Genomic DNA, 22,013 nt, shown 5'->3' on the forward strand with positions numbered 1-22,013 from the left:
CTCCACTCCCTCCTCTATGAGCGAAAACAATCGAATGAGACTTCTCTGGGCCGGCTTCATGGCCATTCTCGCGGCCGGCGTCGGCTTCGCCATCCGTGGCGGCATCTTTGACAACTGGGCGAAGGAGTTCGGGTTCACCGGAGCGCAGCTTGGTGCCATTGGCGGTATGGGCTTCAACGGCTTCTGCTTTGGCATCATCCTCGGCGGTGTCGTGGTGGACAAGATCGGCTACGGCAAGCTCGTCGTGGTGGCCTTCCTCCTGCACATCATCTCCGCGCTCGTCACCTTCACCGCCAGCGGCAGCAGCGCCTTCATGGTGCTCTCGCTCGGCATGTTCATCTTCGCCTTCGCGAATGGCACTCTGGAAGCCGTGGCCAATCCGCTCGTCGCCACGCTGTTCCCAGAAAACCGCACGCACTACCTCAACATCCTTCACGCCTCATGGCCTGCCGGGATGGTGATCGGTGTGATCATCGGCTGGTTCCTTGACGACAAATTGGAGATCAACTGGCGCATCCAGCTCGCGCTCTATCTTATTCCGACCGTCATTTACGGTCTCATGTTCATGGGCCAGAAGTTCCCGCAATCCGCAGCGGCGGCCAAGGGCGTCAGCTTCGGCAACATGCTCAAAGACGTCGGCATCCTCGGCGGTGCCGTGGCCTGCTTCCTCCTTTCCTTCTTTGCGGAAGGCTTCTTCAAAGACGTGCTCAGCGTTGAGCCTGCTCTGGCCAAGAACCTCGGTTACGCCACTGGCGGTGTTGTGCTGATCGCCGTGGGTGTGCTCACCAAGTTCTCGCTCGGCTCGCTGGTGCTTTTCGTCCTGTTCGTCACGCACGCCCTCGTCGGTGCTGTGGAGCTCGGCACGGACGGCTGGATCCAGAACATCACCGGCAACCTGTTCACTCCTGAGCAGGGCAAGGCGCTCTTCCTCTGGACCTCCGCCATCATGTTCGGCCTGCGCTTCTGCGCCCACTGGATTGAGAAAACACTCAAGCTCTCCCCCATCGGCCTGCTCTGTGTTTGCTCAGCCCTCGCCTGCGGCGGCCTCACTCTCGCTGCCGGGATGAACTCCTTCACCACCGCGCTCATCGCCCTCGGTGTCTATGCTTTCGGCAAGACCTTCTTCTGGCCAACGATGCTAGCCGTCGCCTCTGACCGCTTCCCGCGCACGGGCGCTGTCGCCATTTCCATCATGGGTGGCATCGGCATGCTCTCCGCTGGCATCATCGGTGGTCCTGGCCTCGGTTATACCAAGGACCGTTTCGCTGGAGAATCCCTGAAGGCCTCCAACCCTGCCCTGTATGAAACCTACAAGGCCGAGGCACCGAGCAAGTTCCTCAACCTCGAAGCAACAGCCGCTGTCGGCCTCGATGGCAAGAAGCTCTCCGCAGCCAAGGAAGCCAAGGAGAAGACTCCTGATCAGCAAGCTGTGGTGCTGGCCGACCAACAGGGCGACCGCAAGACGCTGAAGTTTGACGCCTACATCCCCGGAACCATGGCGGTGATCTACCTGCTCCTTCTGCTCTACTTCAAGTCCATCGGCGGCTACAAGCCCCTGACCATCGACGAAGAGGAAGCGGCCGCGAAAGCCTGATCCACAGCCCCAACACTCCCACGCGGCGTCCCCTTACCGGGACGCCGTTTTTATTTCCCGCCTTGCGCAGCGTCATTCATTCGGCATTCGTACTTCGAACATTCGTCATTTCCGATCATGCCCACCTACGTTTACGAAACCATCCCCCAGTTTGAAGGCGAACCCACCAAGCGCTTTGAAGTACGCCAGAGCATGAAGGATGCCGCGTTCACGCAGCATCCAGACAGCGGCCAACCTGTGCGCCGCGTGCCGATTGGCGGCACGGGAATGATGGGCGGCAGCAGCGGGGGATCGCAGGCCTCAGGTGGCGGCGGGTCCTGTGGGACTGGGTGTGGGTGCCATTGACAGTGGCTTACGGAACACACCGAAGACACGGAAACCGAAACTCCGGTCACTCTGTTTCCTTATGTTCGGTGCCTTCCTTCGGCAATGCTGGATCGGGACTTTCCGCGTCATTTACCAAGCAGGCTTCGTCATTCGGTGCAGCAATCTCAGCAAACGCGCCGGTTTCCGCGCACTTGATGCGCCATGGTCTGCATGGTATGCTTATCGGCATGAGTACCGGTGTCAAACTCCCGCCCCAGCAAATCCGTGCGAATTTGCATCAGCAAATCGACAAGCTCTCTGACGCAGACTTGGAGATGGCAGGGAAACAGTTGGAAGTTTTCGAACTGAAGCAGCGGCTCGATGAACTCTGCGAAGATTACGCAACTGACTGGCGCGCAGGACGTGCGACGCAGGAAATGGTGAACGAGGCCATTCAAGAGTACCGGGCCAGTCATCCCAGCCGCCAGCCTTGACGGTCATGATCGTCGTCATCGACACCAATGTGATGAACGGAATGTTCGTGGCGCAACATCCCCACGCGTCCATTCGTCATGCCTGGCACGCAGGGACGTTCAAGTGGGCGTTGAGCACCGACATCCTCCAGGAATACGAAGAGGTGCTCGGAAGAATGCGAGGACCAGCGAAGGCGGAAGAGATTCTCAGCATTGTCATGAGTTTGGGCCTGCGGCTGGGAACGCTGCTGGAAATTTCACCCTCATTCTTTTTCCGCACGATCTCAGCGGATCGTGATGACGACAAATTTGCCGACTGCGCCATTGCAGCTCACGCTGACTACATCATCACAAGCGACCGGCATTTCGCCCCGCTGATCGGCAGCGGCTTCAAACCTCAGCCCATCACACCAGAGGGGTTTATCGCTCAGTTTCTGACACCCAGTGACTCACCCTGAATGGCCCAACGCAGACAGCCGAAGTGGCTGTCATTGAGGGTGGGCTACGGAACACACCGAAGACATGGAAACCGAAACTCCGATCACTCTATTTCCGTATGTTCCTTGCCTTCCGTGGACACTGACTGATGGGGACTTTCTTCATCATTCGGCGTTTTGACCTCGTCAGTCACGGGGCTGGTTGCGTCAGTTGTCGCAGCCGCAGCTTTTCTCACCAAGCGCGCTGCGTAAAAGCCATCGAACGCGCCGGTCTCGGGCGTGCGGTGGAGTTCTTCTTCGAGGGTCCATTCCTCGCCGTGTTTGGCCAGGAAGGCTTGGACCTGCCGTTCGTTTTCGCTGGGCAGGATGCTGCAGGTGGCATAGACGAGCTTGCCGCCGGGAGCGACCATGCGGCTGTAGCTTTCGAGAATCTCAGCCTGGAGGGCGATGAGCCGGTCGATCTCCACGTCGCTGAGTTTCCACTTCGCATCTGGATTGCGGCGCAGCACGCCCATGCCGGAGCACGGCACGTCAAGCAGCACGCGGTCAGCTTTTTGCGCCAGGCGTTTCACGGTCTTGGAACCTTCGATTTCGCGCGCTTCAATGATGTCCACGCCGGCGCGTGAGGCGCGCTTGCGGAGTTCAGCAAGTTTCCAGGCATGGATGTCCAGCGCCAGCAGGCGGCCTTTGTTGCGCATGATCGCCGCCATGTGGAGAGCCTTGCCGCCGCCACCGGCGCAGGCATCGATGACCCGCATGCCGGGTTCTGGCTGCAAAAACGGCGCGATGAGCTGCGAGGCTGCGTCCTGGACTTCAAACAAGCCGGCTTTATAGGAGTCGGTGCCGAACAGATTTGCGCGTTGCTTCAGGCGCAGCGCGCTGGGCACCTGATCCACGGCCTCGGTTTCATAGCCTTCCTGTCCCAGCTTCTCACGCAGTGAGCGGCGGTCATTTTTGAGCGTGTTCACGCGCATGAACACATCTGCAGGGAGGTTCAGCGATTCACGCAGCGCTGGCCAGGCAGCACCCAGCTCAAGGCTGCCGCGTGCTTCCAGCCAATCGGGAATCGCGGCACGGATGGCAGGTGATGCGCCTTCTTTGGCACGCTTCAAAACATCCTCGGGCTTCACCTCGGGTGCAGTTTCGTCCTGGGGCAGAGCACGACCGTTGGAAATCCAGTAAGCAGCCCACACGCGCCACAAACGTTCCGGGGTGATGTTCTCCGGCTGGGTGTGCTCCTCGTCCGGCAGACCGGCCAGATACCAGAACCAGCGCCACCAGCGCACGCATTCATAAATGGACTCCGCGAAAATGCGGCGGTCACGACTGCCCCACTTGCGGTGCCGTTTGAAGGTGAACTCGATGACCTTGTCCGCATACCGTTTGCCCACAAAGACCTCTCCGAGTGAGAGGATGATTTCGTCGAGCAGGTGGGGCGGGAGCTTCATCCTGCGTCGATAGTCCGCCCACCGTCACGTTGCAAGCTGACAAGCCACGGCGGCACGAATCAAGTCACCGCCACCGGCGCAGCCCCAAACCCAGCAGACCGAGGAGGAGCAGGCAGGTGCGCCCGGGCTCAGGGACCACGACGATGATGCCGTAGGTTTGAAACGCGCTCACATCCCAGCTAAAACCAGCACCGAGCAGTGCCAGATCGAGATCTCCCGCAATGGCGTTGCCGCTGGCATCCACGAAGGTCAGACCGCCCACGTCAAAGTTGCCACTGATCGCGGCACCGTTCCAGTCGATCAAATTGAAGACTTGGCCGACGGCCACTGAGCCCAGGCTGGAATTCACCACCACCGATCCCTGGCCCCACGCACCCCCGGCCCGGTCGCCGATGCTCAGAGTGCCCGCGGCATCTGTGAGTTTAATAAAGTCGTGATTACTGACGTTTGACGGGCTGGTGTTCCAGATGCTGAGCGCACCCGACTCATTGCTGAACAAGGCGAGGGCGCTGCCATAGTCTTGCCCGTTGTATTGATACATTCCCGCTGAGAAGGAGATCACATTGGACGGCAGCGTCGGGCTGGAGATGCCGAGACGAATCTGTGCCCCGTTATTGACGGTGAGCGCGGTGTTGGCTGCGGTGAAAGTGAGCGTGCTGTTGTTGGTCACCAGGGTGCTCGCGTTGCCGGAGGCTGTGACATCGCCGGGCTGGAGGACTGAGCCGGAGTTCATCACCGTCGCGCCTTGCACGCTTCCCGAGCCAGCGAGGGTGGCACCGCTGGCCACTGTGACGGCACCCGTGCCAGAAGTGCCGATGCCATTGCTGCCGACCTGCAAAGTACTACCATTTACCTGGGTGGGGCCGGTGTAGGTGCTGGTGCCGGACAGGACGACTGCACCAAGACCGCTGCCTGCGATGGTGAGGCCGAGGTTGTTGCCGGCATCGCTGATGGTGCCGGAAAAGATGGTGTTGGCACCGGAACTGTGGGTGATGGTTCGGGAGGCACCGGAGAGGGTCACATTTCCGGTGAAAGTGAGCACTTTGTCGAGGGAAGGAGTGCCGCTGCTGACCACGGTGGTGTCGGCATTAAACTGCACATTATTGTCGACTATGATGTCATTTGAAGTCGTGGCACGGATGGCGGAGCCATTGAAGATGACGGTGCCCTGGCCAAAGGGGCCGCTGGTCGGTGCGCCAGCCGGGCCGGTGGAACTGGACTGGGGAATCACCAGAGCGACCTGAAGCAACGTATTGCCACCATACGTGTTCTGCTGCGTGGCCAGCACCAAGGTGCCAGTGCCTGAGTAGGTGACACCGGCCGAACCCGTGATCACGGAACTGATGATGGTATTGCTCAGGGAATTGATCGTGACAAGACCCTCCCGGGTGCCGAAGTCGAGGGTGCCGCCGCTGATGCCGATGCCGCTGCCCGTGGTGAAGAGGATGGCGCCGCTGGTCACAGTGAGAGTCCTTCCACTGCCGATCGTCACACTGGCACCGTCGAGGATGAGCGAATTGATCGCGTCCGAGACGCTGACACTTGTGCCAGTGGTGACGCGGGTGTTGTTGCCGGTGGAGATCGCGTTCTGCGTGAACTCGTCGATGGGATTGAGCGGGCGCAGGCCGGTCGTGGCATTGTAGGTGAGGAAGGTGTTCGGCGTGCCGGTGGCGGTTCCCGTACCGCCAGTTGCCAGCGTGACCTCGCCGAGCAGGAATGGGACGATCTGGGTGTCCTTCGAGGCGAGATTGATGCCCGTGGAGAGCGCCGCAGTGGCACCCACCAGTTCCGGTGCCGTGGTGAAAAGCACCCTTGCCACGCTGGCGGTGCTGGTGGAGTCCATGCCGAGGTTCGTGCCATTCACCAGCAGGAGGCCACCCTGCGCGGGGCGGGTGATCTGATTGGCGTTCAGCGTCGCCACATTGGTGCCGCCAAAAATCACGCTGAGGGTCTTCAATCCCGAGTTCACCGTGAGATTGTGAAGGGTCTCGCTGGAGTTCGTCGCCGCCTGATTGGAGCCTTTGTAGATAAAGGAACCGCCTTGGAAGGCGAAGTCCGCCGCGTCCGCCAGACGATTGGCGTTATTGTTGCTGGCACCGGTGTTGTCGAGGGTGAGGAAGCCACCGTTGAAGAGGAAACGGGTGGAAGCCAGTGAACCGCTGGCACCATACGTGGACACCGCGCCGCCCACCTGCAAGGTGCCTGAATTGATGGTCGTGGAGCCGGTATATGTATTGGCACCAATGAGCACCTGCGTGTTGTTGCCGCTCTTCACCAGAGAGAGACCGCCAGCACCGCTGGTGCCATCCTTCAGAGTGCCGGTGAAGTAGGTCGTGTTGGCAGCGGGATCAGAAATCGTGAGCACTGAGGCCGTGGCGGCCGCATTGTTGGCCACGGACAAGACGGCTCCGGATTCATGATAGGCGGAGGTGTCGAGACCGCGCAGCGTGAGCACGTGGCTGTTGAGATCCAGCGTGATGGGCTTCGTGGCGGGGGCGTTGCTGATGACGGACAAACGACTGGCGGCATTGATCGCATTGTCCACGCCGATGATGAGATACGAGCCCGTGGCCGAGCCGTTGCTGAACAACTGCGTGTCACCCGTGTAGGTGTTCACGGCATTCAAAATCGTGGTGGAGTTATCCGCACGACTGAACAGGATCGGTGCGCTGCCGCTGATGACGCCGGACACCGTCAGCGTGCCGCCGACGCCGCCGCCTATGCGGGCATCCGACCCTGTGACGATGATATTTCCAGCCCACTCGGCCGAGGCACCGGAGGCGGTTTGCAGCGCACCGTTGTTGTTCCCGCCCGTGCTGGTGATGGTGATGGTTTCACCTGTGACGGTCACACCATTGGCCAGCACCACGCGCGAACCGCTTCCAACATTTGTTCCGCCTGACGTTCCGCCCAGCGCGGTATTGCTACCCACGACGAGTGCGCTGTTCGCGCCCGACAAGGTTGTGAGTCCCGTGTAAGTGTTGTCACCCGAGAGGGTCAGGCTGCCACCGCCGCTCAGCGTCAGATTCACCACTCCTGCACCATTCTGAATGACGCCGCTGTAACTCGTGGTGCTGGTGGACGAAACGGTGAGCGTTGCACCCGTGGTGCTGCTGTTGGTGATGTAGCTGTTTCCTGTGCCAAAACTCGTGCCGGTGCGCTGCAGGGCGGCGACCGTTTGATTGAAGCCATTCAGATCAAAAGTCGCGTCATCGTTCACGCCGATAGAGCCGAGAGAGTCCACATCTAGTACGGTGGTGGTCGGCAGGGCATTGGTGCTGCCCAGTTTCAGAATGCCGCGAATGATCTGAGTCGCTCCCGTGTAGGTGTTGCCCGTGCCACTGATGAGCACCGTGCCCGTACCAGCCTCCCCGGAGATGAACAGACTGTTTGATGCTCCATTTTGAATGCCCCCGCTCACGGTCAGCACGCCACCCGCCAGTGCCCCCAACCGCGTGCCGCCAGCCTCGATCGTCACCACCCCCGCCCATTCAGCGGCACCACCGGCCACCGTCTGCAGCGCCCCCATGCTGTTGCCACCGCTGCCGGAGATGCCCACGGTTTCACCCGTTACTTTGATACCGTTTGCCAGCACCAGCGTGGCACCATTGGCCACACTCGTTCCACCTGCGGTGCCGCCCAGCGCTGTGTTGCTGGCCACAGTGAGAACCCCCGCGCTAACCGTGGTGAGACCGGTGTAGGTGTTCGCACCCGACAGTGTGAGGGTGCCCGTGCCCGTCTTGATCAAAGTTCCGCCCACGCCGCTGATGATGCCCGCAAACGTCGTGCTGGCATTGCTCCCGCCCAGCGTCAGCACAGCACTTCCTAGGGTCACCTGCCCGCCGGTGCTGCCACCACCGGCCAGAGAACCCACCGTCTGGCTGAAGCCGTTCAAGTCGAGCACGACACCCGCGGCATCCGCGAGCGTGATGGCGGAGTTCACGCCAAACACCGTCCCCCCGCCCGCCGCTCCTGCCTGCAGGGTGCCAGCCAAGATGTTCGTCGCTCCGGAGTAAGTGTTGATGCCGGAAAGCGTCAGCACACCTGCTCCCGTCTTCGTCAGACCGAAGTTGTTTTCATTGGTGCCAGCTCCGCCCAACACACCGCCAAACAGGTTCGACACATTGATGCTGAGCGTCAGCGTGGCGGCGGTGGCGGTGGCGTTACCGTTAATCACGCTGTTGCCCGTCCCCGTGCCTGCCGTCAGCAGTCCGGCGAGCGTCTGGCTGCGCGAGTCGAGTTTCAGCACGCCGCTGTCATTGCTGCTGCCATCGCCCAGTGTGAGAACTGTCCCCGTTGGCAGCCGGTCATTGCCAGTGCTCAGGATCAGCATGCCGTTTTTGATGAAGGTGCCTCCGGTGTAGGTGCTGGCTCCGGCCAGCGTCAGCGCTCCCGCGCCCACTTTCGTCAGTCCGCCATCCGCCGTGCCACCAAGCGCCACATCATGCACCAGCGGCGCGGCAATGGTGATATTGAAGGCCTGTGTGTCGATCAGCGCACCGCCAGCCTGCACATTCGCGGTGAACTGGCCGAGGTTTGCCAGGAAGGTGGTGCTGTCCTGACGTGCCTGGAGGGTGCCGCCATTGAAGTTCAGCACTGCATCGATGCCTGCCGAAGTGTTAGTGCGGATGATGGTACCGACGGACAAGGTGCCACCGTCGAGATTGACCAGCGACTCAGGGGTGCCGTCAGTCTGGGTGGAAGTGGCTCCATTGTTCTGCAGATCGAGCGTGGTCACTTCAAAGGAGCCGCTGTTGATGTCGAGCGTCGCATGGGCCAGACCGGCGCCTCCGTAAAACACGGCAAAGGTGGACGCGCCTCCGTTGCCGGTGGTCTTGCGGTAGGTGCCGCCGTCAATGCTGAGCAATCCCGCTGCATTGGTGGAATTGGTCATGCCATCCAATGCCGAGCTGGTACTTTCAAAAATGCCGCCGGTGATCGACATCGAACCATTGGTGCCATTCGCGATGAAGAGCGCACGGTCGCTGCTGCCACCGCTCAGCACGGTGTGCCCTTGAGCCGCAGAATAAACCAGGGTGTTAGTCGTGCCCCCCACACTGATCCGCCAAGGTACGGGAGACGCTACACCGCCTCCGGTCGGAGAAGGCGCTGTATTTCCACTCCAGTTCGTGCCCACGGTAAAATCAGAACTGGTCGTACCCGTCCAATTGAAATCCACCGCATTTAGAGGGCATGCCAGTAGAACGAAGGCCAGCAGACCGAGCGAAAAGCTGCGGAGATCACGCTGACGAGCGCTGGGGGATGGCGCTGAGTCGCTAGTCATCATGGACCATTTTTAATGCCTTTGCAGGAGCGTTACAACCTGCATGCCTTTTCGCCCGCTGAATTTATTTGAGCCGAATTTGTGTCAAACATGCCCAGCGTGACAGCATGGTCCCGTGTCCATTTAAGCAACTCTCTGAGAACCATCCACAGATGACAAACGTATTTCAAATGTCATAACACGGAATCCGCAAGAACCGCCCGTTTTCCTGCTGCTGACCACCTCCGGCGGAGAACCCAAGAAATCACTGGCCCCAGCGTGGAAGCAGCTTAGTCTCAGTCACCCCCCAAGACATGCCCACCGAGTTCGATATTCAATACGCCCTGGAAAATACCCAGGTGCTCCATGAGCCGGACCGCCGCATTGACACCTTTGGCAGCACCCATTTCGAGTTTCAGATCGTCACCGAACTCATGGATACCGTCGGTGCCGTGCGCGTGCGCGAAGGCCGCATTGAGGCCGAAAAGCCCCTCATCCTGCGCCCGGAATTGCCCGGCCAGTTTGACTTTGAAGGTTTCGGTCCCGAAGTGGCCGGATTTGGCGAATTCCTTCGGGACAATCTGCATAAGCTGGCCATCCTCAAATACGGCTTCAAATTCCGTAAAGGTGACATCAGCGAGCAAATCATCCATGAATCCATGGAAGAAGTCACCGGCAAGCTGCTCAGTGATATCCGTACCTCCGGCAATCCGATGCGTGCCGTCATTCAAGGCGTGGACGACACCTGGGAAATCTGCCTGCTGAAGTTCACCGTCGAGATGATCGAGAAGTCCCAGAACATCAACCTCTTCGATTTCAAACGCCGCGGCCTGCTGGGCTGAGTGGATGTTTGTCGTTAACGCGATGGCCAAGACCCAGATCAAACTGCTCATATTCCTCATCACCGTGGGCCTGGTGGCGGGCACCTTGGCGATGGGGTACTGGGTTTACATGAACATCCTGCTCAAGGAAAGCCAGGTGGAGCATGACATCGCCTCCATGAAGGGCAAGGACCGCCCTCGTATCGACCCCGGTGTGCGGCGGTTCGACGCGGCGGTGGAACTCATCAAGACTGGCAAAATCGAGGAAGGGCGTGATGCGCTGTACAAACTGCGGCAGCAGTTCCCCGAATCCGCGACCTGCCCCGAGGCCATGCGCATCATTGGTGAGATCAACATGGATCAGCTCTACTCCGCGAACTCCACCGCAGGGAAGAAGGACTACATCGTGCAGCCGGGCAATTCGCTCAATTCCATCGCCAACAAGTACGAAACCACCGTGGACTCCATCATCCGCTCCAGCGGCTTGATGAGCTTCAATCTTCACCCCGGTGATCACCTCACCATCATCCCGATGGATTTCCATCTTGGCGTCAGCGTCGCCAAGAAGCAGGTGATGCTCCTGCGCAAAGTCGGCGACAAAGAATACCTCTTCAAAGTCTATAATGCGAAAGACATCCGCCTCATGCCCGGCATGCGCCTGCCGGTGGAGATGACCATCGCAAGCAAAAACTCCGTGCACGATGGCAAGGCGGTGCTCTCCACCGACCCCAACTACGTCGATGCTGAAAAATGGTTTGCGGGCACCAAATCCGGAATCAGCATTCGCACACCACCAGTCGCCCGCGCCCTGCCCGTGGAGGAGCCAAAGTCTGCCACCTCAAAAAAATCCACCTCTCCAGCCCCGCCGCTCGCTCTTGCCCCCCCACCCACGGCAGAAACAGGCATCTTCCTCGCTCGTGAAGACATCGAAGAACTCTTTGCGCTCGTTCGCAAAGGGTCAAAGTTGAGCCTTGTGAGATAATCCCTCCCATCCCTTTCCCCACCGACCGCCATGAAACCCGTTTTGGAATTCGAAAAGCCCATCGTCAAAATCCGCGAAGAGATTGAGGAGGCCAAAAAAAAGCTCGCCGCCAAACCCAGTGACAAGCTGGCCCAGCAGGTTGCTGATCTTGAGGTGAAGGCCGAGAACCTGCAGCGCGACATTCATGCCAATCTCTCCCCCTGGCAGCGCGTGCAGATCTCCCGGCACATTGGCCGGCCCTTCATGCTCGATTATGTGAAGCACATCACGGATGAGTTCGTCGAACTGCACGGCGACCGCCACATTGGCGATGACAACGCCATGCCCGCCGGCTTTGCCACCATCGGCGGTCAGCGCGTGGCCATCCTCGGCCATCAGAAAGGCCGCGACACCAAGGAAAACCTCCTGCGCAATTTCGGCAGCGCCCATCCCGAAGGCTACCGCAAGGCCCTCCGCCTCATGCGCATGGCCGAAAAGTTCAGCCTGCCCATCATCACTCTAATCGACACCCCCGGAGCCTTCCCCGGCATCGGTGCGGAAGAGCGCAACATCGCCGAGGCCATCGCCTTCAATCTGCGCGAGATGATGACCCTGCGCACGCCGGTCATCGCCGTCGTCATCGGCGAAGGTGGCAGCGGCGGCGCGCTCGGCATCGGCATCGCGGACCGCGTGCTCATGATGGAGAACGCGTATTACTCCGTTATCAGTCCTGAAGGCTGCGCTGCCATTCTCTGGAAGCACCGCGAGCACGCCCCGGAGGCGGCCTCCGCGCTCAAGCTCAGCGCACAGGATCTCTCCAAGCTCGGTGTCATCGACGGCATCATCCCTGAGCCTCTCGGTGGCGCGCACAACGACCACTTCGCCGCAGCCAACGCGCTCAAGGAAGCGGTGCTTGCGACACTTACGGAACTCAAAGCTCTGCCGACGGCGCAGTTGCTGGAAGGGCGCTACCAGAAATTCCGTGCGCTGGGTCAGTTCACGGAAGGGTAAGGCGAAAGCCGCCAGTGCATCAGCTTGACCAACCGCCTTGCGGCTAAAGCCGCCCTAGCCGGCGCGCTGAGTTCCGCCGTCGTGAACGCATGCCCAAGCGGAGCAGGTGTGCGCTGTGGACTGAAAAGGCCGCGCGCCATCGAATCGTTCACCTTTGGCGGTGAATTTTAAGATGACGCCGCTTACTCAAGCGCCATTCGTTCATGGTCGTTTTTTACCCGCTTCCCACGTCGCAGGGAGCAATAACGACCCATTCGGTGACTTCTCCGCCACCTGTCTGTGACAACGGCAGCGGAGGCTGCTTGAGTCCGATTTTCCATCGAAGTCAACCATGCGCGCCCTCTCATTCCTCATCATCTTTTCAGCCGCAGGCATTGCTGCTGAACCACCGGCAGACAAGAAAAACAAACCCCGGAAGACCAGTCAAATACCCGAGGTGGTGATCACGGCGACCCGCAGCGCGAATCCGATTTCAAAGGTGCCCGCCGCTCTCAAGACGCTGGACAAACAGCAGATGGAAGAGCGCCTCACACGCACCTTTCCCGAAGCGCTGCGTGAAACCCCCGGCGTGTCGATTCAGAAGACCTCCAACGGTCAGGGATCGCCCTTCATCCGAGGATTCACCGGATTCCGCAATCTAATGATGATCGACGGCATCCGATTCAACAACTCCACCTTTCGCGATGGACCGAACCAGTACTGGAACACCATCGACCAGTATGGTCTCGACCGGGTCGAAGTTCTGCCCTCCCAAGGTGCCGTGTTGTATGGCAGCGACGCGATCGGTGGCACGGTAAACGCCTTCACCAAGGGCTCTGGGTTTCTCAGTGAGGCGGCAGGCGGGTTCTTTTCCCACAGCCGGACGGACTACCGCTATTCCACCGCAGAACACAGCCACGTGGAGCATTTGGAAACCAGCATCGGCGAAGGCCAGAAGTGGGGGCTGCATGCAGGCGTCACTTTGAGTCAGTTCGGAGATGTCACGGACGGCAGCGGACGGCGGCAACGCAACACCGGATACGACCAATGGGCCTTCAATGTGCGACTGGATGTGGCCCTCGATGACCAGTGGACTTTTACCGCCGCGCATCAGCAGGTGCGCCAGAATGATGTGTGGCGCACGCATTCCACCACCTCCGGCGTTTCGTTTGAGGGCACCACCATCGGCACGGACCGTGTGCGCCTGTTTGACCAGGAGCGCAGCCTTTCGTATGTCCGACTTGCAGGAGAAGACCTGAACAGCTTCATCGACAACGCCAGCCTCACCATCTCCCTGCAAACTGCCAGCGAGGACCAGTTCCGCGTCACCGGTGGCGGCACCCGTTCCAACAATAAAGTCGATCTCTCCACACTCGGTGCCGATCTCCAGTTCGAAAGCGATACGCCAATCGGCAATCTGGTCTATGGCATCGACTTCTATGAGGACTTCGTGCAGTCCAACGCCAGCAACAATCCCTTCCAAGGAGCCGTGGCGGACAACTCCACCTACAGTCTGCTGGGAGTCTATATTCAGGACGAAATCGAAATCGGCGACCGGGTGCACCTGTTCCTCGGAGAGCGCTACACGCATGCCACGGCAAGACTTGGCAGCTTCCAGGACCCGACCACGCTGACGCAGCGGTCATTCGCCAACAGTTGGAATAATTTTTCCGGCAGCGCGCGCTTCGTGATTGACCTCGATGAGCGCGACCGTTTTTCGCTCTATGGTGGTGTTTCGCAGGCCTTCCGTGCGCCCAATCTTTCCGACCTTTCCCGTTTCGATGTAGCGCTCTCTGGCCGCACCGAAATACCCGCCCCCAACCTCTCGCCGGAAAAATATCTGACCTATGAAGTCGGCCTCAAGACCCATACCGAGACTCTCACTGCCAGCCTGGGCTACTTTTACACGCGGTTGAACAATCTAATCATCCGTCGTTCCACCACCGTGCCGCTGCAAGACACCAAAACCAACGGAGGAGACGGCTACATGCAGGGCTTCGAATTCGCAGCGCGCTGGCAGATCGACAAACACTGGAGTGTCTTCGGGCATCTCGCCTGGGTCGAGGGCGAAGTGGATCAGTTCATCGGCACCACGAACCAGAAACACCGCGAGCCCTTCGGTAAAATTTCCCCACTCGTCGGTTACGGCGGCGTTCGTTGGCAGGCCACGGACAATCGTTTCTGGACGGAGTTTGTCTGTCTAACGTATGGCGAGGCGGGACGCCTAAGCACGTCCGATCAGCTCGATACGCAAAGGATTCCGCCCAACGGCACACCGTCATTCTGGCTGCTGACATTACGCGGCGGCTACACCGTCAACGCGCACCTCATCCTCACCGCGTCTCTCGACAACATGCTGAACCAAACCTACCGCTACCATGGCTCCGGCTCCAACGAGCCCGGCTTCGGAGCTAATCTTGGTGTCACGGTGAAGTTTTAACGCACCTCAAGCGTCCACCACACGGAGAGCCGACTCGGCGGCGGAATCATGCATGGTCTGGCTGGTGAGTCCGGCGATGCTGAACTTCCCGGCAGGCGGTGCCTGCGCGGGCATGTCACGCGCAGCGATGTCCCACTCCAGGCGGATGTATTCAGCGATCACGTTGGTGAGACTGAGCTGAAAAAAATGCCCCACCGCCGCCCACACGATGGCGATGTGGCTATCACAGCTCCCCTGCTCCACCGCCTCACGCAGCCGACCCAGCACGCCCTGATAACGGGCATGCTTTGTCGATTTGAGCAGCACCGCACCCGCCTGCATACTGCGCTGGCAGGCATCGGGCGGGAGCTGGGATGACAAGGTGGTGGCAGCCGCGAGGAGGCCAGCCAGGTCGTTGGCATGGGCGCAGCGCCAGGCGGACTTGAGGGCGGGGCCGACGGCTTCACGCAGCAGGCCCTCGGCAAAATCATTCCAGCAGGCGAGGTCTGCCACTGAAAGGACGTCCATACGCGCGCGCACGCTGCCAAGCAGCCACTTGACCCAGTCCAGTCCACGGGACCAGTCTTCGATGATCTGCGCATCGTCCGCCGTGTCATGCGGCGTTGGCAACAGGATGATAGGTGGCAGCAGGTGCAGTTTCATCACGACAACCACTCGCGCCGCAGCAGGGTGCGGCGATGTTCAAACCTTCGTTGCATGAGCCCGTTCATCGCACGAACTATGCCCCCAGCGCGGCAATGCGCGAACAGAATACTTTTCATGAGCGAAGCCTCCCCACTTGACACCGCCACGCCTTGGTATGCCTGCCAGCGCTGTGGCAACTGCTGCCGCTGGCCGGGAGATGTGCGTGTGACGGACGACGAGATCACAAACATCGCCACCTTCCTCGACATGCCCCGCATCGAGTTCATCGAACAATGCACGCGGCTGAATGCGAACCGCACCGGCTTGAGCATCATCGACAAGCCCAACGGCGAATGCCTCTTTCTAGAAGGCGTGAACGTCTGCCGCATCCAACCCGTGAAGCCGGTGCAGTGCGAAGGCTTTCCGAATGTGTGGAATTTCCCTGGGTGGCGGGAGAAGTGTGAGGCGGTGGAAGCTCCGCGACCTACGGACGCTGAGACATTGCGCGCCAAACGGTGAGCGGCGGCAAAGGGGGGGGGGATGAATCGGGAGCGGATAGTCGTGTGAGGCGGTTGGGAATCTGAGTGTTGCGGGCAGCGTCTGCGGCCTGCGACTGAACCGCACTCGGAGAGTGCGGCCCCCTTCTCGCTGGGCTGGCGGTGAGCTTGCCGAAAACGGAGCCGATAGGCCTGCAAGCGACACGCGGAGGGTGGAAAAGGCAGGCTAGGAGGGTGAGGTGATGGCCGGAGCCGATTTGTCAAAGAGGACGAACTTGGTGTAGGCGTAGGGTTTGCACAGCACGACCTTGCTCACCTCTGTGCGGATGACGGCAAATTGGTGATAGTCCTCGGTCTCGCAGTACTTGCGGTAGTAGGCCTTGGCTTTGCCGGGCATCTGATCCCAGTAGCGCTTCGCTGCGTCACCCTCGATCAAGCGTGTGTGGCCGGAGAGATAGACGATGGTCTCCATTGATGAAGAGGCGAACATCCACTCCCCCTGCGGATTGGCACGCAGGATGGCGGCCTTCTGTGAGGTCGGGGCGGTGATGGAAATGATCTCCTCCAGATCGGCGGTGACCTGCGTGGTCATCCAAGCCGAATGCGGGCGGCCGTCAGCATCGGATGTGGCCAGCACGGCATTCCGGCATTTAGCCACCAGTTGGGCGGCATCTCGGGAGACTTCATTTTCGATCTTCATGATGTAGCAGACGCCACGTTGCCCAAAGCGTCTCCGCGTGGCTTGCCGGTCTGTGCGCCTTTTTTGGAGATTGAAGATCGCCGCTTTACTGGACAAGCGGGCGGATGCATGACATCTGCCAGTATGAAGCAGCAGACCATTGTCACACTCGACCTCGAAGGCGTTCTCGTCCCCGAAATCTGGATCGCCTTTGCCGAGAAGACCGGCATCCCCGAGCTACGCCGCACCACGCGCGATGAGCCAGACTACGATGTACTCATGAAGGGCCGCCTCAAAATTCTCGATGAGCACGGCTTGAAGTTGCCGGACATCCAGCAGGTCATTGGCACACTTTCACCAATGGAAGGCGCGAACGCCTTCCTTGATGAGCTGCGCTCCATCACGCAGGTCATCATCTTGAGCGACACCTTCGCGGAGTTCGCCCAGCCGCTGATGCGCCAGCTCGCGTGGCCGACGATCTTCTGCCACCAGCTCGATGTCGCTGAGGATGGCCGCATCGTGGACTACAAGTTACGCCAGCCGAACCAGAAGCAGAAGTCCGTGGCCGCCTTCAAGGCGCTGAACTATCGCGTCATCGCCGCTGGTGATTCCTTCAACGACACCACCATGCTCGGCGAAGCCGACGTCGGTTTCTTTTTCCACTCCCCCGCCAGCATCCAGGCGCAGTTCCCGCAGTTCAAGCCCTTCGACGATTACGGCGAACTGCTTGCGGCGATGCGCGCTGTGCTTTGAAGCATCATTGCCACAACGCGATTTCGCGTCCAGAATGCTGACTCGTTTCACGCCACGCATGCCTCAGCTCCATCTTCAGCCCGACTTCGCCACTTTTCAGACGCTCGCGCAGCAGGGCAATCTCGTACCGGTCATGGCGGAACTCGCCGCCGATTACGAAACCCCGCTCTCCGCTTTCCAAAAGATCCACGATGGCCGCTGCGCCTTCCTGCTGGAATCTGCGGAACTCACGCAGCACTCCGGTCGCTACTCCCTGCTCGGCAGTTCGCCACGCATTATCTTCACCGCGCGCGGCCGTGAGATTGAAATCGAAGAGCGCGGGAAGAAGCGGAGCTACACCACCACGGGCGATCCACTGACGGAACTGCAGGAGCTCATGAAGCCCTTCACCCCACTGGAAACGCAGCCTCTGCCAGTCTTCCACGGCGGCGCCGTCGGCTACCTGGCCTATGACATGGTCCGCTTCTTTGAGCCGTCGCTCCCACCGCCGAACAAGGATGAACTAGGCCTGCCAGACATGGTCTTCATGGTCACAGACACCGTACTGGTGTTTGACCATCGCACGCGTCGCCTCTCCATCGTGGCCAATGTCCACACCGATGAGCATGCCACTCTGGAGGCGGCCTACGAATGGGCGCGTCAGCAAATTGCGGATGTCATTGCCAAACTGGAGAAGCCGCTGACGGCCAAGCCACTGCAGACCTTTGCCCCCGTCGGTCAATTACCGCCGCCCGAGAGCAACACCACGCAGGAGGAATACGAGGCGATGGTGCTCAAGATGAAGGAGTACATCGGCGCAGGTGACATCTTCCAGGGCGTGCCCTCCCAGCGCTTCGAGACTGACTACACCGGCACCACGCTGGATCTCTTCCGCGCTCTGCGCCACGTGAACCCCAGCCCGTACATGTTCTGCCTCGATTTCCCGCAGGGCTTTGCGCTGGTCGGCAGTTCGCCGGAGGTTCATGTGAAGTGCATGAACGGCCGCATCGACATCCGTCCCATTGCCGGCACTCGCTGGAGGGGCAAGACTGCGGCGGAAGATGATTCACTGGCCGAGGAACTGCTCAACGATCCCAAGGAGCGCGCCGAGCACATCATGCTCGTCGATCTCGCACGCAATGATGTCGGACGTGTGGCCGACTATGGAACCGTGCGCGTAAGCGACTTGATGATCATCGAGCGCTACTCGCACGTCATGCACATCGTTTCGAATGTTGATGGTCATCTGCGAGAAGACAAGACCGCCTATGACGTCATGCGCGCCACCTTCCCTGCCGGCACCGTCAGCGGCTCACCCAAAGTGCGCGCCATGGAGATCATCAACGAGTGCGAGAAGAGCAAACGCTGCGCCTATGCCGGCGCGGTGGGTTACTTCGGCTTTGATGGCAACCTCGACTCCTGCATCGCTCTGCGCACCTGCGTGGTGAAGGATGGCAAAGCCTATGTGCAGGCAGGTGCAGGCATTGTGGCAGACTCCGTTCCTGCCGCTGAGTATCAGGAAACAATCAACAAGGCCACCGGCATGCTGCGTGCGATTCAATGGGCACGTCAATTGAGTGCACCGTGACTCGTTGAGTTGCTCACATGCTAATCACATCGTGCTAACAAACTAATCACACAGTTGCTCACAATGCTCGGACGCATCACTCAGAAACAGAGAACCCCCCGGCATGCGGAGCCGGAGGGTTCTGTTTGGCGATCCAGCAACCAACAACGATGGAGGACCGATTGGCACGAAATGCTTTAGCTGAGGAAGCTTGCAAACGTGGCCTGCGAGTTACCTCACAGACATGACCATGTTAAAAAGTTTTGCCCCTCTCGTCAACCTGCCCACCCTACTTTTGCAAAAAGAAACCACTGAGTCGCACAAGTGAGAGTCTAAAACGCTCAGTTGTTCTCAGAATTTTAGTAAAACGATTGTTGACACCCCTGAACCGCTTTCATTCGACCACTAATCAGCTGAACACTCCTCACCATGCCTTCCTCAAAAGACCTCGGCCAGCTCCTCCTCATGGGCGTCCCCGGCGCCGAACTCACTCCTGAAACAGCGGCCCGTCTCAAAAAACTCCAGCCCGGCGGCTTCATTTTATTCGGCCGCAACATCCAGACCCCTGAGCAGGTCCGCAAACTCATCGATGACCTGCGCGACATCTCAGATGCCGAGCCGTTCATCACGATTGATCAGGAAGGCGGTCGCGTCTCGCGTCTCCGCCTCATCGGCGAAGAACCACCGAATGCTCAGTCGCTGCGTGACAAGGGAGATCCCGCACTGATCAAACGCCATGGCAAAATCACCGGCCAGCTTTTGCGACTGTTCGGTTTCAATCTCGATCTCTGCCCGGTGCTGGACATCTCGTATGATGATGCCGCAGACAATTCTCTCAAAGGCCGCACCTATGGTCGCGATCCACAGCAGGTGATCGACAATGCGGGCGTCTTTAATCGTGCGATGCGAGCAGAGGGCATACTGAGCTGTGGCAAACACTTCCCCGGCTACGGCCCGGCAGAGTGTGATCCGCATGAGTTCCTGCCAGTCATCACCAAAAGCCGCGAAGAAATGGAACGCAGCGAACTGCTGCCGTACTCCGCCCTGCTGCCGGAACTCGACAGCGTCATGACCTGTCACAGCAACTACACTGCTTACGATCCGGATCGTGGCCGCTGGCCGGCAAGCCTGAGCCACAACATCGTGACGAAGCTGCTGCGCCATCAATACGCCTTCGACGGACTCGCCATGACCGACGATCTCGACATGGGAGCGATCTTGAATGAAGTCACCTTTGAGCAGGCCATCCAGGAAGCGGTGCGCGCGGGCAATGATCTCGTCATGATTTGCCACCGCGTCGAAATGGTGGAGCTCGCCCGCCAGCACCTCGAAGGCGTCGAAGCCCCCGCGCTGCATGATGCTCTGATGCGGATCGAGAAAACCAAGAAGCGCCTTGTGCAGCCCGATCAGTTCAATCTTGACCGTTTCGCCGCGATCAACCGTGACATCTGGCAGCTTCGCGTCGATACCCTCGGCGAGGAAGCCGCTAAAGATCTCAGCGTCGAAGACGGCAAACGCTCCCCTGTGGAGCTGTATTGAGGGAGGTCAAGGAATCGTCAAGTGTGGTCAGGGCTCGCCTCTTGACCAGCTTGACCGTTGACCGCTCGCTCCTACAAACTCTTGTCGATCAGCAGCGCAGCAGAACGACGCGGATTCGGATGGTAGCCATTCATGGTGGCACGGATGCGCTTGGCACGATCCACACAGGCCTCCGCCTTTTGGAAATCTCCTGAAGCCTTGTACACCGCCCCCAGGTTGATAAAAGTCTGCGACAGATCCGCCGGATCCATCTGCCCATCGTTCAGGTTCTGCCGGATGGCGAGCGCCCGCTCATGCATGGCCTGGGCACGGTCCACATCCATGCAGCTATAATAAAGCACACCGAGATTGTTATAAACGGAAGCCACGCGTGAACTTTGTTCGCCATCGATTCGCTGAAAGGCTTCAAGTGCGTTGCAGTAATAGCCCTCGGCTTTTTCAAACTTCCGCAGCTGTTTGAAAATCATGGCCAGATTGTTTTTGATCGTGGCAACCTTATCACTGTCTTCCAAGACATTGTCAGCACCGATGCTCAGCGCCATCTCATAGAACTCAGCCGCCTGGTCCATGCGCCCCCAGCGATCATACAAATGGGCGAGAAGCGAGTAGATGCCGATCAGCAGGTCAGGGTCCTGCTTGCGCAATTCCTGCGCACGGAAGAGCGCCTCACGGTAGAGTGACTCGGCCTTGCGGAAATCCCCCTCCTGCTGCCGTAGGTCAGCTAGCACACTGATCTGCTCGACCAGCGTACCCACGCGAATCGGATCGTGGTAAGCAAGCCTCCGCGCCTCCTCGACGCTGCGGGAAGCGGTGGCTAGTTGACGTTCTAAAACAGTATCCACTTTGGATTGAAGAATGGTTCACGAGGCCGCTCGGACGAAAAGTCGGCCCAATTTCGACCCGCTGGCGTCGTTGTTCTCATACCCGTGTGTGTCGGTGTGCTTGTCGAACATGATGTCGAAATCGGTGATAAGACTCTCAAACACTGCGGCAATGCCAATGTGGTTGACCAGCGCCAGCGCGCAGGGCGATGATTTGGTTGAAGTCCATTGAGTTCGGGCTGCGATGCAGCTTCGACTTCTCAAGCGGAAGAGCGCCTCGTTGTCAAGCAACACGGCGGCACCCGCATTGTCCAGGATGCGCTGCAGAGTGATGACGGCGTTGTAGGGCTCGACCGAAGAGTCGGAAATCAGCAGGGAGGGAACGACGGAGAACGTGAATGGCCGCTTCTCGGGTTAAGCCTCGTGCAGGCGCTTCAGAATGAGCTAAACCATGCACCACAGAGGGAGTGGATCATCGTGAACCCTTGGAGAGACTTGGTCTTTTCGACAGCCGCATCGATCCCATTCATGAGGGATTACGGTGCTGCATCAAGTTTCGGCGGCAGAGTCGAGGCCGTGGATATGGCTGGCATCTGTCCGGTTTGGTTTTCAACCTGCCCCTGCTTCATACGGTCGATCTCCTCCTTGGACGGAACGATGGCACGGCGAATGATGATGGCATCCTTTGCTGGCTGTTTGTCAGCAGTCGCTGGCGGGAGTCGCGCAGCCACAGGCTGAGGACTGGTGAAGACAGGCGTTACCGCTGCAGCTCTCGTCTCTGAATCTATTGACTTTACAGCCTCAGGCTTTGTCACCGGTTT

At 59.4% G+C, this 22,013-nt stretch carries 18 protein-coding genes; 12 read left to right on the forward strand and 6 right to left on the reverse strand.

Annotated features, from left to right (window positions below; genetic code table 11):
- Window positions 1-34: 34 nt before the first annotated feature.
- The 4 genes from PSV43_RS08500 (at window position 35) to PSV43_RS08515 (ending at window position 2,831) form a co-directional block, all read left to right on the forward strand.
- The gene (locus PSV43_RS08500; protein WP_300195587.1) at window positions 35-1,594 is read left to right on the forward strand and encodes an MFS transporter; all 1,560 of its coding nucleotides are present in this window, start codon (window positions 35-37) and stop codon (window positions 1,592-1,594) included.
- A gap of 117 nt (window positions 1,595-1,711) precedes the next feature.
- On the forward strand, window positions 1,712-1,939 hold the full coding sequence (locus PSV43_RS08505; RefSeq protein ID WP_300195590.1) for a zinc ribbon domain-containing protein: 228 nt from the start codon (window positions 1,712-1,714) through the stop codon (window positions 1,937-1,939).
- 68 nt (window positions 1,940-2,007) lie between these two features.
- Window positions 2,008-2,394: a hypothetical protein gene (locus tag PSV43_RS08510; RefSeq protein ID WP_300195592.1), complete on the forward strand. Its 387-nt coding sequence runs from the start codon at window positions 2,008-2,010 to the stop codon at window positions 2,392-2,394.
- Window positions 2,395-2,399: 5 nt separating this feature from the next.
- Window positions 2,400-2,831 (forward strand): putative toxin-antitoxin system toxin component, PIN family, encoded by a 432-nt coding sequence (locus PSV43_RS08515; RefSeq protein WP_300195630.1) that lies wholly within the window; start codon window positions 2,400-2,402, stop codon window positions 2,829-2,831.
- Window positions 2,832-2,914: 83 nt separating this feature from the next.
- Here the strand turns inward: PSV43_RS08515 and PSV43_RS08520 are convergent, their stop codons facing one another.
- Together PSV43_RS08520 and PSV43_RS08525 are read right to left on the reverse strand one after the other, a co-directional pair.
- Window positions 2,915-4,258 (reverse strand): methyltransferase domain-containing protein, encoded by a 1,344-nt coding sequence (locus PSV43_RS08520; protein WP_300195594.1) that lies wholly within the window; start codon window positions 4,256-4,258, stop codon window positions 2,915-2,917.
- 64 nt (window positions 4,259-4,322) lie between these two features.
- Window positions 4,323-9,545, reverse strand: coding sequence for an autotransporter-associated beta strand repeat-containing protein (locus PSV43_RS08525; RefSeq protein ID WP_300195597.1), 5,223 nt, complete (start codon window positions 9,543-9,545; stop codon window positions 4,323-4,325).
- Window positions 9,546-9,835: 290 nt separating this feature from the next.
- Here PSV43_RS08525 and PSV43_RS08530 point away from each other — a divergent pair, with 290 nt between their 5' ends.
- From PSV43_RS08530 to PSV43_RS08545, 4 genes are all read left to right on the forward strand, one after another.
- Window positions 9,836-10,363, forward strand: a complete 528-nt coding sequence (locus tag PSV43_RS08530; protein WP_300195600.1) for a hypothetical protein — start codon at window positions 9,836-9,838, stop codon at window positions 10,361-10,363.
- A gap of 4 nt (window positions 10,364-10,367) precedes the next feature.
- Entirely contained in the window at window positions 10,368-11,324 is a 957-nt protein-coding gene (locus tag PSV43_RS08535) for a LysM peptidoglycan-binding domain-containing protein (RefSeq protein WP_300195602.1), read from the forward strand.
- A 30-nt stretch (window positions 11,325-11,354) separates the two neighbouring features.
- Complete coding sequence (locus PSV43_RS08540; protein ID WP_300195605.1) at window positions 11,355-12,314, forward strand: acetyl-CoA carboxylase carboxyltransferase subunit alpha; 960 nt, start codon at window positions 11,355-11,357, stop codon at window positions 12,312-12,314.
- 331 nt (window positions 12,315-12,645) lie between these two features.
- On the forward strand, window positions 12,646-14,733 hold the full coding sequence (locus PSV43_RS08545) for a TonB-dependent receptor (protein ID WP_300195608.1): 2,088 nt from the start codon (window positions 12,646-12,648) through the stop codon (window positions 14,731-14,733).
- 6 nt (window positions 14,734-14,739) lie between these two features.
- On the opposite strand, the gene PSV43_RS08550 is transcribed toward PSV43_RS08545, so the two are convergent.
- A complete protein-coding gene (locus PSV43_RS08550; RefSeq protein WP_300195611.1) occupies window positions 14,740-15,375 on the reverse strand; it encodes an urease accessory UreF family protein in 636 nt (211 codons plus the stop codon).
- Between the two features lie 117 nt (window positions 15,376-15,492).
- Here PSV43_RS08550 and PSV43_RS08555 point away from each other — a divergent pair, with 117 nt between their 5' ends.
- Window positions 15,493-15,876 carry a YkgJ family cysteine cluster protein gene (locus tag PSV43_RS08555; protein ID WP_300195613.1) on the forward strand — a complete coding sequence of 128 codons (384 nt, stop codon included), beginning with the start codon at window positions 15,493-15,495 and terminating at the stop codon, window positions 15,874-15,876.
- Window positions 15,877-16,080: 204 nt separating this feature from the next.
- Here the strand turns inward: PSV43_RS08555 and PSV43_RS08560 are convergent, their stop codons facing one another.
- The gene (locus PSV43_RS08560) at window positions 16,081-16,554 is read right to left on the reverse strand and encodes a pyridoxamine 5'-phosphate oxidase family protein (protein ID WP_300195615.1); all 474 of its coding nucleotides are present in this window, start codon (window positions 16,552-16,554) and stop codon (window positions 16,081-16,083) included.
- A 108-nt stretch (window positions 16,555-16,662) separates the two neighbouring features.
- Between PSV43_RS08560 and thrH the strand changes: the two genes are divergently transcribed.
- The 3 genes from thrH (at window position 16,663) to PSV43_RS08575 (ending at window position 20,371) form a co-directional block, all read left to right on the forward strand.
- Window positions 16,663-17,286, forward strand: a complete 624-nt coding sequence (thrH, locus tag PSV43_RS08565) for a bifunctional phosphoserine phosphatase/homoserine phosphotransferase ThrH (protein ID WP_300195617.1) — start codon at window positions 16,663-16,665, stop codon at window positions 17,284-17,286.
- A 58-nt stretch (window positions 17,287-17,344) separates the two neighbouring features.
- Window positions 17,345-18,853: an anthranilate synthase component I gene (trpE, locus tag PSV43_RS08570; protein ID WP_300195619.1), complete on the forward strand. Its 1,509-nt coding sequence runs from the start codon at window positions 17,345-17,347 to the stop codon at window positions 18,851-18,853.
- A 408-nt stretch (window positions 18,854-19,261) separates the two neighbouring features.
- Window positions 19,262-20,371, forward strand: coding sequence for a glycoside hydrolase family 3 N-terminal domain-containing protein (locus PSV43_RS08575; RefSeq protein ID WP_300195622.1), 1,110 nt, complete (start codon window positions 19,262-19,264; stop codon window positions 20,369-20,371).
- Between the two features lie 71 nt (window positions 20,372-20,442).
- Here the strand turns inward: PSV43_RS08575 and PSV43_RS08580 are convergent, their stop codons facing one another.
- Together PSV43_RS08580 and PSV43_RS08585 are read right to left on the reverse strand one after the other, a co-directional pair.
- Window positions 20,443-21,213 carry a tetratricopeptide repeat protein gene (locus PSV43_RS08580; protein ID WP_300195624.1) on the reverse strand — a complete coding sequence of 257 codons (771 nt, stop codon included), beginning with the start codon at window positions 21,211-21,213 and terminating at the stop codon, window positions 20,443-20,445.
- Window positions 21,214-21,728: 515 nt separating this feature from the next.
- Window positions 21,729-22,013 (reverse strand): hypothetical protein (locus tag PSV43_RS08585; RefSeq protein WP_300195627.1); only part of this gene is annotated, 285 nt, incomplete at its 5' end.

Origin of the sequence: Prosthecobacter sp. (genome assembly GCF_029946185.1) — a bacterium.
GTDB lineage: Bacteria > Verrucomicrobiota > Verrucomicrobiia > Verrucomicrobiales > Verrucomicrobiaceae > Prosthecobacter.